The sequence below is a fragment of the Cellulomonas sp. ATA003 genome, assembly GCF_031582905.1.
Taxonomy (GTDB): Bacteria; Actinomycetota; Actinomycetes; order Actinomycetales; family Cellulomonadaceae; genus Pengzhenrongella.
This window is the reverse complement of record NZ_CP133990.1, coordinates 1,336,280-1,346,668: the sequence shown is the minus strand read 5'-3', so window position 1 is coordinate 1,346,668 and position 10,389 is coordinate 1,336,280. Positions and strand designations below refer to the sequence as shown.

Sequence of the window (10,389 nt, the reverse complement as noted above, 5' to 3'; positions counted from 1 at the left end):
CGCCCGCCACCTCGCGGCACACGTCGTGCTGCGCGAGACCTCACCGGTCGCCGCCGCCGGCGCCGCGCTGCCACCGCTGAGCGGGTACGCCGAGCGACGGGTCGCCGAGCGGGCACGCGACGCGGACCGCCCCGGGGGTGGGCGGAGCTGCTCGGCCAGGTCGAGCGCGGGCCGTCACGCTGGCCGGCGTCGCGGATGGGCGACGGCGCCAACCTGCTCGAGTTCTTCATCCACACCGAGGACGTGCGCCGCGGCGCGGGTCCGGTCCCGCCGCGCGACCTCGCACCCGACCACGTCGAGGCGATCTGGACCCGGCTCGTGCGCGGGGCGCCGCTCATGTACCGGCGCGCCGGGGTCGGCGTCGTCCTGGTGGTGCCGGGCGGTCCGCGCCGCGCGGTGCGCCGCCCCGCGGGGACGCCGGGACGGTGGTGCTGCGCGGCGAGGTCGGCGAGCTGGCGCTGCACGCGTTCGGCCGGGAGGGCGCCGCCCGGGTCGACGTGCTGGGTCACCCCGACGACGTCGAGCGCCTGGGAACGGCCTCCGCCGGCGTCTGACGCCGGCCGTCCCGCCCGCGCGGTCTCGCTCGCGCGCTGCCCTGCTCGCGCGGCCCTGCGCGCGTTGCGCTCCGCCCGCGCGCTCCCCGCCCGCGTCAGCGGACGACGACGCCCGCCGTCCGCAGCGCGTCCTTGACCTGCCCGACGGTCAGGGCGCCGAAGTGGAAGACGCTCGCCGCGAGCACCGCGTCGGCGCCCGCCCGGGCCGCCGCGACGAAGTGCTCGGGGGTGCCCGCGCCGCCGCTGGCGATCAGGGGGCACCGCACCTCGCGGCGCACCGCCGTGAGCATCTCCAGGTCGAAGCCGGCGGTCGTCCCGTCGGCGTCCATGGAGTTGAGCAGGATCTCCCCCGCACCGAGCTCGGCGGCCCGGGCCGCCCACGCCACGGCGTCGATCCCCGTGCCGCGCCGACCGCCGTGGGTCGTGACCTCGTAGCCGGAGTCGGTGCGGGTGTCGCCGGTGACGCGGCGGGCGTCGACGGACAGCACGAGCACCTGGCTGCCGAACCGGGCCGCGATCTCCGCGATGAGCTCGGGACGCGCGATGGCGGCCGTGTTGACCCCGACCTTGTCCGCGCCGGCCCGCAGCAGCCGGTCGACGTCGTCGGCGCTGCGCACCCCGCCGCCCACGGTGAGCGGCACGAAGATCTCCTCGGCCGTGCGCCGGACGACGTCGTACGTCGTCTCGCGGTCACCGGACGACGCCGACACGTCGAGGAACGTCACCTCGTCGGCACCCTCCGCGTCGTACCGGCGGGCGAGCTCGACCGGGTCCCCGGCGTCCCGCAGGTTCTCGAAGTTGACCCCCTTGACGACGCGCCCCGCGTCGACGTCGAGGCACGGCACCACCCGGACGGCCACCGCCATCGTTCAGCCCTCCTCGGTCAGGGCGTCCGGCGCGGGTGCGCTGGTCGCCAGGATGTCCACGACGAGCACGAGGGTGTCCTCCTCGCCGCCGACGGCACCGCCGCTCTCGGGCGGGATGACGAGCATCACCTGGCTGCCGACCGTCTGCTCGAGGAGCCCCTCGGCCAGGCCGGGCAGCACGCCGGAGCCCAGGTCGAACGACTCGGGGCCGCCCTGCACCCAGCTCGAGTCGTACATCGAGCCGTCGGACCAGCGGACCCCGGTGTACTGCACGGTGACCGTGGACCCCTCGACGACCTGGTCGCCGTCACCGCGCAGCAGCGCCTGGACGACGAGCGAGCGGGGCGGGTCCCCCTGCGGGGTCTCGATGAGCGGCTCGCCGTCCTCGGCGAGCGTCACGGCCGGGAGCCCCTCGCGGGGCTCGACCGGCTCGCCCCACGCCCGGGTGGGACGCACGTCGACGACCATGACCGACGCGAAGCTCGACGTGTCGGACGTCGCCGGCAGCAGCAGCAGCAGCCGTGAGCCGACGGTCCGGCCGTCGAGCGCCTCGTGCAGGTCGGCGCTGAGCACCTCGGGCGTGAGCGTGAACGGCTTGGGGACGGTGGAGTACGTCTCCTCGACGAGCGAGCCGTCGTCCGCCCGTTGCAGGCGGTAGTCGAGCAGGACCGGTCCGGAGTCCTCGAGCTCGGGGCCGGTGCCCTCCCAGAGGACCTCCGAGGTGGCCTCGCTGATCGTCAGCGGCGGGGTGTACTCGAGCGACGGCTCCTCACCGGCGCCGCCGGTCACGTCGACCTCCGGCGCGGGCTCGGACCTCGGGGAGCACCCGACGAGCAGCGCGGTCGCGAGGACCGCGACCAGCACACGTCGCACGTCGAGCCTTTCGTTCGTCGGCGCCGGACGGACCACCGGCTGCCTCCGGGCGCCGGCACCGTGGCGGGTGCCGCACCGGATCGGCGGCCCACCCTACTGCGCGGCGGACGGGCCTCGGTCGCGGGCCGACCCCGGTCAGCGCCGGTCACGGCCGGTCACGGCCGGTCGGCGCCCGTCAGCGCCGGTCGGCCCGGGTGAGCGGGTCACATCACATCGACTCGATGAGCCGCTCGACGCGCTCGTCCACGCTGCGGAAGGGGTCCTTGCACAGCACGGTGCGCTGCGCCTGGTCGTTGAGCTTCAGGTGCACCCAGTCGACCGTGTAGTCCCGGCGCGCCTCCTGCGCGCGGCGGACGAAGTCACCGCGGAGCTTGGCGCGCGTGGTCTGCGGCGGGACGGCGGTCGCCTCGAAGACCTCGAGGTCGGTGGTCACCCGCTCGACCATCCCGCGCGCGGCGAGCATGTTGTACAGCCCCTCGGTGCGGGAGATGTCGTGGTAGGCGAGGTCGAGCCGGGCGATCCGCGCGTCGGACAGCGGCAGGTCGTGCTTGTCCATGTAGCGCTGCAGGATCTTCCACTTGATCACCCAGTCGAGCTCCCGGTCCACGAGGCCCAGGTCCCCGGTGCGCAGCGCGAGCAGTCCCCGCTCCCACAGGTCGACCACCTGCTTGACCTCGGGCGTCGGGCCGACGTCGGACGCCACGAACTCCTTGACCCGCGCGAGGTACTCCTCCTGCAGGTCCACCGCCGTGGCGGTGCGGCCGTTGGCGAGCTGCACCGGCGCCATGCCGGTCATGTCGTGGCTGATCTCCCGGATGGAGCGGATCGGGTTCTCCAGTGCGAGGTCGCGCAGCGGCACGCCGGCCTCGATCATCCGCAGGATGAGGTCGGTCGAGCCGACCTTGAGCATCGTCGTCGTCTCCGACATCGAGGAGTCACCGACGATGACGTGCAGGCGCCGGTAGTGCTCGGCGTCGGCGTGCGGCTCGTCGCGCGTGTTGATGATCGGCCGCGACCGCGTGGTGGCGCTCGAGACGGCCTCCCAGATGTGGTCGGCACGCTGGGACAGGCAGTACCGGGTCCCGCGCGGGGTCGTCAGGACCTTGCCGGCCCCGGTGAGCACCTGCCGGGTGAGGAGGAACGGGACCAGCACGTCCGACAGCCGCGCGAAGTCCCCCTGGCGCCGCACGAGGTAGTTCTCGTGGCAGCCGTAGGAGTTGCCGGCCGAGTCGGTGTTGTTCTTGAACAGGTGGATGCGTCCGGCGAGCCCCTCGTGCACCAGCCGCTGCTGGGCGTCGGCGACGAGGCCCTCGAGGATGCGCTCGCCGCCGCGGTCGTGCGCGACGAGCTGGCGGACGTCGTCGCACTCCGCGGTCGCGTACTCGGGGTGCGACCCGACGTCGAGGTAGAGCCGCGAGCCGTTGCGCAGGAAGACGTTGGACGACCGCCCCCACGCGACCACCTTGCGGAAGAGGTACCGCGCGACCTCGTCCGCGGACAGGCCGCGGCCGTCGTCCGCGGCACAGGTCACGCCGTACTCGGTCTCGAGGCCGAAGATCCGCCGGTCCATGCTGCTCCCTACGTCCCGGCCAGCAGGTCCTCGAGCAGCGGTCCGCTCAGACGGCGGAACGCGCGGCGCGGCCGGGTGCGATCCAGGACCGCGACCTCGAGCTGACCGGCCGGGATGACCCGGGTCTCCCCTTCAGCCTGGGCCCCCAGGGTCCGCACCGCCAGCCCCAGGACCTGGGGCAGCGTCATGCCCGCCGCCCACTCCCCGGCAACCCGCGCGCCGAGGTGCTCCGCCTGGCCGCCCATGACGACGTACCCGTGCTCGTCGGTCACCGACCCGTCGTAGGACAGCCGGTAGATCTGGTCCGCCCCCGGCTCGGCCCCGACCTCGGCGACGACGAGCTCGACCTCGAGCGGCTTGGACTCGGTGGTGAACACGGTGCCGAGGGTCTGGGCGTAGGCGTTCGCCAGACCGCGGGCGTTGACGTCGCCGCGGTCGTAGGAGTAGCCGCGCAGGTCCGCGTACCGCACCCCGGCGACGCGGAGGTTCTCGAACTCGTTGTACTTGCCGACGGCCGCGAACGCGATGCGGTCGTAGATCTCCGACACCTTGTGCAGCGCACGCGACGGGTTCTCGGTCGCGAAGGCGATGCCGTCGTCGTAGGCGAGGACGACCACCGACCGGCCGCGCGCGATGCCCTTGCGCGCGTAGTCGGCGCGGTCCTTCATGAGCTGCTCGGGCGAGACGTAGAACGGCATGCTCATCGCGCGCCTCCGTCCGTCGCGGGGCGCGCATCACCGGTGCGCCCGTCCCCGTCGCGCGCGCCGCCGGCACGCCCGTCACGCTCGCGCTCGTGCTGCCCCCGACGGTGGTCGAGCACCGCGTCGACCACGCCCGCCAACGCGTCCGCGTCGGTGCGCAGGTACCCGGCCGCGGTCACCGTGGCCACGACCGGCCAGATCCGCCGGACGGTGTCCGGGCCGCCGGTCGCGGAGTCGTCGTCGGCGGCGTCGACCAGTGCCTCCACCGCGACGCGGACGGCGCCCTCGGCGTCCAGGCCCGGGCGCCACAGCTTCTTCAGGGAGCCGCGGGCGAAGACCGACCCGGACCCCACGCTGTGGTGGTCGTGCTCCTCGTAGCGGCCGCCGGTGACGTCGTAGGAGAAGATCCGCCCGGTGCGCCGGTCGAGGTCGTACCCCGCGAACAGCGGGACGACCGCCAGGCCCTGCATCGCGAGCCCCAGGTTGGAGCGGATCATCGTCCCGAGGCGGTTCGCCTTGCCGTCGAGCGACAGCAGCGCGCCCTCGATCTTCTCGTAGTGCTCGAGCTCGAGCTGGAACAGTCGCACCATCTCCAGCGCGAGCCCCGCGGAGCCCGCGATCCCCACCGCGGAGAACTCGTCGGCGGGGAACACCTTCTCGATCTCACGGTGCGCGATCGTCGGGCCCATGGTGGCGCGACGGTCCCCGGCCATCACCACGCCGCCGTCGAACGTCAGGGCGACGATCGTGGTGGCGTGCGGGGCCGCGGGGACCTGCCCGGCGGGCAGCGCACGGCCCGGGAGGAGCTCCGGCGCGTGACCGGCGAGGAACTCGACGAAGAGGACGATCCCGGCGCCGTGAAGGCACGCGGGAGACGGCCGTAGGGGTCGCTGCTCATCGAGGCCTACTGGCCGCCCTTCTGCACGAACCCGCGCACGAACTGCTCGGCGTTGGACTCCAGGACCTCGTCGATCTCCTCGAGGAGGGCGTCGACCTCGGTGTCCTGCGACTGCGCGGCGGGCGCCGGCGGGGTGACCGGTTCGGGCTCGTCCCCGCCGTCCCGTCGCTGGGGCCTGACGTGTTCCTGACCAGCCATGGTGACCTCCGCGGATGGGTGCTGCCTGCTCCTCCCACCCTATGTCAGGGCACCGACACCGGGGTGGACGGCGCCCCGGTCGGCCGCCCGTCGCCGCGCGCTCAGCCGCCGGCGAGCGACCGCAGCAGCGCGCCGGCGTCCGGGCAGGCGTCGAGCAGCCGGCCCACGTGCGCACGGGTGCCCCGCAGCGGGTCGCGCATCGGCACGCGCTGCAGGGTCGGCGCGCCGGCGACGTCGAAGATGATCGAGTCCCAGCTCGCCGCGGACACCTCGTCGGCGTACCGGGCCAGCGCCTCGCCGCGGAAGTACGCGCGCGTGTCGGGCGGGGTGGACCGTCGCCCGGGCGACCGCGTCCGGGTCCACCAGGCGCTCGACCGCCCCGGCCTCGAGGAGCCGGTGGTAGAGCCCCCGCTCGGGTCGCACGTCGGACCACTGCAGGTCGACCGCGGCGAGCCGCGGGTGGTCCCACGCGAGGTGGTCGCGCCGGCGCAGCCCCTCGAGCAGGCGCAGCTTGGCCAGCCACTCGACCTCACGGGCGCACGACGCCGGCGCGGTGGCCAGGCGGTCGAGCACCGACCCCCAGCGGTCGAGGACGTCCGCCGTCTCCGGATCGAGCGCCGCGCCGCGGGTCGCCGTCATCGCGCGACGCACCGCCGCGAGGTACTCCCCTGGATCTCCAGCGCGGTGAGCCACCGACCGTCGGCGAGCTCGAGACGCGCGGTGAGGGCGAGGTCGCGGCTCACGGTGTGGACGGCCTCGACCGGGTCCCGCAGCGCGAGGCCGTCGACCACGGCGAGCGCCGCCGCGAGGTCGTCGGCCGGGACGTCGCCGGCTGCGGCACCGTGCGCCGTCCGGCCCGCGGCCGCCTCGTCGTGCCCGGCGCGGACGGCCTGCTCCACGAGCCACAGCACCGCCGACGTGGTGCCCAGCTTCAGGTACGTCGCCACCTCGAGCAGGTTGGCGTCGCCGATGATCACGTGCAGCCGGCGCCACCGCTCGGGGTCCGCGTGCGGCTCGTCGCGCGTGTTGACGATGGGGCGCCGCAGCGTCGTCTCCAGGCCGATCTCGGCCTCGATGTAGTCCGCGCGCTGGCTGAGCTGGAAGCCGGGCTCCTCGCCGCGCTGCCCGAGGCCGACCCGGCCGGCTCCGGTGAACACCTGACGGGTGACGAGGAACGGCATGACCCGGCGGGCCAGGTCGGCGAACGGCACGGCGCGGTCGACGAGGTAGTTCTCGTGCGTCCCGTACGACGCGCCCTTGCCGTCGACGTTGTTCTTGTACAGGGCGACGTCGGGCAGGGCCGGGTTGGCGGCGAGCGCCCGCGCCGACGCCAGCATGACCAGCTCCCCGGCACGGTCCCAGCGGACGGCGTCCAGCGGTCCGGTGACCTCCGGTGACGAGTACTCGGGGTGCGCGTGGTCGACGTACAGGCGCGCGCCGTTGGTGAGGATGACGTTGGCCGCGCTCGGGTCGTCGTACTCCTCGACCGCGGGACGGGCGACCTCCTCGAGGACCGCGGCGGCGTCCGCGGTCGACGCGGCGGCGTCCCCCTGCGGCGGGAGCGGGCGGCGCGGCGTGCGCGGGGTCGTCGGTGAGCATCGAGGGGTGCGCCGCGGCGCGGGGCACGTGGAAGCCACGCGCGTCGTGCAGGGGGTCCTCGTCGTCGTAGTCCCAGCGCGCACGGGCTCGCGACCCGACCCGGGCGGGCACGTGCGCCGCGACGACGTGGCTGGACAGCAGCATCGGGTTCGCCATCGGCTTGCCGGGCTCGAGGACCCCGTACTCCGTCTCGATCCCCATCACCCGGCGCACGGTCACCGGGCCACCCTAGTCAGCGTGGGCGGCCCCCACCGGCGCCGCCCACGCCCGCACCGCACCCGGCTACAGGTACTGCCCGGTGCTGGTGACCGTCTCGATCGTGCGGGACCCGTCGGCGCCGCCCTTCTTGCTCGTGACGATCGTGCGGATGAACACGATCCGCTCGCCCTTCTTGCCCGAGATGCGCGCCCAGTCGTCCGGGTTGGTCGTGTTGGGCAGGTCCTCGTTCTCCTTGAACTCGTCCACGCACGCGGTGAGCAGGTGATCCACCCGGATGCCGCGCTGACCGGTCGCGAGGAAGTCCTTGATGGCCGACTTCTTGGCGCGGTCGACGACGTTCTGGACCATCGCGCCGGAGTTGAAGTCCTTGAAGAACAGGATCTCCTTGTCCCCCGACGCGTACGTGACCTCGAGGAAGCGGTTCTCCTCGCTCTCGGTGTACATCCGCTCCACGACGCGGTCGATCATCGCCTCGACGGCGGCAGCGGCGTCGCCGTCGTGCTCGAGGAGGTCGTCGGGGTGGATGGGCAGGTCGGGCGTGAGGTACTTCGCGAAGATCTCCTTCGCGCCCTCGGCGTCGGGACGCTCGATCTTGATCTTCACGTCGAGCCGGCCGGGCCGCAGGATCGCCGGGTCGATCATGTCCTCGCGGTTGGACGCGCCGATGACGATGACGTTGTCGAGCCGCTCCACGCCGTCGATCTCGCTGAGCAGCTGCGGCACGATTGTCGTCTCGACGTCGGAGGACACCCCGGTGCCCCGGGTGCGGAACAGGGACTCCATCTCGTCGAAGAACACCACGACCGGGTGGCCCTGGGACGCCTTCTCCCGGGCCCGGGCGAAGATCAGCCGGATGTGCCGCTCGGTCTCGCCGACGTACTTGTTGAGCAGCTCGGGGCCCTTGACGTTGAGGAAGAAGCTCTTCGCCTCGGCGCCCTCCCCGGTCTCCTCGCCGCGGGCGCGGGCCGCGGTCGCGGCCAGCGAGTGCGCGACGGCCTTGGCGATGAGCGTCTTGCCGCACCCGGGCGGCCCGTAGAGCAGCACGCCCTTGGGGGGCTTGAGCCCGTGCTCCCGGAAGAGGTCGGGGTGCAGGAACGGCAGCTCGACGGCGTCCCGGATCGCCTCGATCTGCGGGCCGAGGCCCCCGATGTCGGAGTAGTCGATGTCGGGGACCTCCTCGAGCACGAGCTCGGAGACCTCCGCCCGCGGGATGCGCTCGAACACGAAGCCGCTGCGCGGCTCGATCGTCAGCGCGTCCCCCACGCGCACCGGGCCCGCGTCGTCGAGCAGGGGGCCGGCCAGCCGCACGACCCGCTCCTCGTCGGCGTGACCCACCACGAGTGCACGGTCGCCGCCGAGCAGCTCCTTGACCGTGACGAGCTCGCCGACCGGCTCGTACCCGCCCGCCTCGACGACCGTGAGGGCCTCGTTGAGCATGACCTCCTGGCCGGGCCGCAGGGCGGCGAGGTCGAGCGCGGGGCTCGCGCCGACGTGCATCTTGCGTCCGGCCGAGACGACGTCGACCGAGCCGTCGGCACGGGCACCGAGGTACAGCGCGTACGTGCCGGGCGGCTTGGCGAGCTCGTCGAGCTGTCGCCGCAGGTCGACGATCTGCTCCCGTGCCGCCACGAGGGCGTCGGCGAGCCGTTCGTTCTTGGCGGCGAGGGCGGCGGCCTGGCGCTCGACCTCCCGCTGCCGGAGCTGCTCACGGTGCTGGGCGTAGTCCGGCTGCTGGGCGTGGTCCGGGCGCTGGTGGTCCGGGTGCTGGGCGATGCCCGACGGATCCGTCATGACGGCCCCCTTCCGCGTGGGCTGGCGATGGCCCAGCCTATGCACGCCCCAGGGCTGCGGCGCCGCACCACGCGGGGTCGGCCGGCGGATCAGGGCGTCTCGGGCGCCTGGCCGACGTCGCGCCGCACGCGCCGGACCTTCTTGTCGGAGATCGGACGCTCACCGAGGTCCTCCGCGCTCCACTCGCCGGGCTCGGCCGCGTCGACCGGGTAGGACCCCTTGGCCGGACGACGACGCCGCAGCGGGGCCTCGACGCCGTCGGCCATCCGGCGCACGGTGAGCAGGAAGCCGGTGTGCCCGATCATCCGGTGCTGCGGCCGGACGGCGAGGCCCTCGAGGTGCCACCCGCGCACCATGGACTCCCACGCCTCGGGCTCGGTGTACCGGCCGTCGCTGCGCAGGTCCTCGGCGAGGCGGGACAGCTGGGTCGTCGTGGCGACGTACGCGATGAGGACCCCGCCGGGGGCGAGCGCGGTCGCGACGGCGTCGAGGTTCTCCCACGGGGCCAGCATGTCGAGCACGACGCGGTCGACCGAGCCGGGCTCGGTGACCGTGGGCAGGACGTCGGCCAGGTCACCCACCGACAAGGTCCAGGCCGGGTGCGGCTCGCCGAACATGAGCTCGACGTTGCCGCGGGCGATCGCGGCGAAGTCCTCGCGCCGCTCGATGGAGTGCAGCGACCCCGCGTCGCCGACCGCGCGCAGCAGCGACATCGTCAGCGCGCCCGAGCCGACCCCGGCCTCCACGACGCGCGCGCCGGGGTAGATGTCCGCCATGGCGACGATCTGCCCGGCGTCCTTGGGGTAGACCACCGCGGCGCCGCGCGGCATCGACAGCACGTAGTCGCTGAGCAGCGGGCGCAGGGCGAGGTACTCGATGCCGGCCGTGCTGCGCACGACCGACCCCTCCGGCCGGCCGAGCAGGTCGTCGTGCAGCAGGAAGCCCTTGTGCGTGTGGAACTGGCCCCCGGCCGCGAGGGTGATCGTGTGCAGGCGGCCGCGGGGGTCGGTGAGCTGGACCCGGTCTCCCTCGCGCAGCGGGCCGCGGCGGATCTCGGCCCCGGTGGCGGTGGCGCCGGGTCGGGTCGGGTCCGGCTCGCTCGGCTCGTGCGGCAGGGGCG

9 protein-coding genes and 3 pseudogenes are annotated in these 10,389 nt (G+C 74.0%); 1 reads left to right on the top strand and 11 read right to left on the bottom strand.

Features of this window, described 5'->3' with window-relative positions:
- The first annotated feature begins 425 nt into the window (after window positions 1–425).
- A complete protein-coding gene (locus REH70_RS06640; RefSeq protein ID WP_310753324.1) occupies window positions 426–554 on the top strand; it encodes a hypothetical protein in 129 nt (42 codons plus the stop codon).
- 95 nt (window positions 555–649) lie between these two features.
- Here the strand turns inward: REH70_RS06640 and hisF are convergent, their stop codons facing one another.
- The 11 genes and pseudogenes from hisF to REH70_RS06595 form a co-directional block, all read right to left on the bottom strand.
- On the bottom strand, window positions 650–1,420 hold the full coding sequence (gene hisF, locus REH70_RS06635; protein WP_310753322.1) for an imidazole glycerol phosphate synthase subunit HisF: 771 nt from the start codon (window positions 1,418–1,420) through the stop codon (window positions 650–652).
- Between the two features lie 3 nt (window positions 1,421–1,423).
- Window positions 1,424–2,284 carry an FKBP-type peptidyl-prolyl cis-trans isomerase gene (locus REH70_RS06630; protein ID WP_310753321.1) on the bottom strand — a complete coding sequence of 287 codons (861 nt, stop codon included), beginning with the start codon at window positions 2,282–2,284 and terminating at the stop codon, window positions 1,424–1,426.
- Between the two features lie 217 nt (window positions 2,285–2,501).
- Window positions 2,502–3,863: a Pup--protein ligase gene (gene pafA / locus REH70_RS06625; protein ID WP_310753319.1), complete on the bottom strand. Its 1,362-nt coding sequence runs from the start codon at window positions 3,861–3,863 to the stop codon at window positions 2,502–2,504.
- A gap of 8 nt (window positions 3,864–3,871) precedes the next feature.
- Entirely contained in the window at window positions 3,872–4,567 is a 696-nt protein-coding gene (prcA, locus tag REH70_RS06620; RefSeq protein WP_310753318.1) for a proteasome subunit alpha, read from the bottom strand.
- Window positions 4,564–5,462: pseudogene (gene prcB, locus REH70_RS06615) on the bottom strand (proteasome subunit beta). Before prcB ends, prcA begins: the two are co-directional and overlap by 4 nt.
- Before the next feature lie 6 nt (window positions 5,463–5,468).
- Window positions 5,469–5,660: a ubiquitin-like protein Pup gene (locus tag REH70_RS06610; protein ID WP_310753317.1), complete on the bottom strand. Its 192-nt coding sequence runs from the start codon at window positions 5,658–5,660 to the stop codon at window positions 5,469–5,471.
- Window positions 5,661–5,761: 101 nt separating this feature from the next.
- Window positions 5,762–5,929, bottom strand: a complete 168-nt coding sequence (locus REH70_RS20495; RefSeq protein WP_396134786.1) for a hypothetical protein — start codon at window positions 5,927–5,929, stop codon at window positions 5,762–5,764.
- Between the two features lie 94 nt (window positions 5,930–6,023).
- A pseudogene (gene dop / locus REH70_RS06605) lies at window positions 6,024–7,297 on the bottom strand (depupylase/deamidase Dop); the annotation flags it as partial.
- A 10-nt stretch (window positions 7,298–7,307) separates the two neighbouring features.
- Window positions 7,308–7,415 (bottom strand): annotated as a pseudogene (locus REH70_RS20490) (hypothetical protein); the annotation flags it as partial.
- Window positions 7,416–7,541: 126 nt separating this feature from the next.
- Window positions 7,542–9,269 (bottom strand): proteasome ATPase, encoded by a 1,728-nt coding sequence (gene arc, locus REH70_RS06600; protein ID WP_310753315.1) that lies wholly within the window; start codon window positions 9,267–9,269, stop codon window positions 7,542–7,544.
- Window positions 9,270–9,358: 89 nt separating this feature from the next.
- Entirely contained in the window at window positions 9,359–10,384 is a 1,026-nt protein-coding gene (locus tag REH70_RS06595; RefSeq protein WP_310754161.1) for a tRNA (adenine-N1)-methyltransferase, read from the bottom strand.
- Window positions 10,385–10,389 lie beyond the last annotated feature (5 nt).

What these genes read in the sequence shown, in the direction of transcription:
- hisF (WP_310753322.1), bottom strand. Translation starts at nt 1,420, where the DNA reads ATGGCGGTGGCCGTCCGGGTGGTGCCGTGCCTCGACGTCGACGCGGGG.
- pafA (WP_310753319.1), bottom strand. Translation starts at nt 3,863, where the DNA reads ATGGACCGGCGGATCTTCGGCCTCGAGACCGAGTACGGCGTGACCTGT.
- prcA (WP_310753318.1), bottom strand. Translation starts at nt 4,567, where the DNA reads ATGAGCATGCCGTTCTACGTCTCGCCCGAGCAGCTCATGAAGGACCGC.
- REH70_RS06610 (WP_310753317.1), bottom strand. Translation starts at nt 5,660, where the DNA reads ATGGCTGGTCAGGAACACGTCAGGCCCCAGCGACGGGACGGCGGGGAC.
- arc (WP_310753315.1), bottom strand. Translation starts at nt 9,269, where the DNA reads ATGACGGATCCGTCGGGCATCGCCCAGCACCCGGACCACCAGCGCCCG.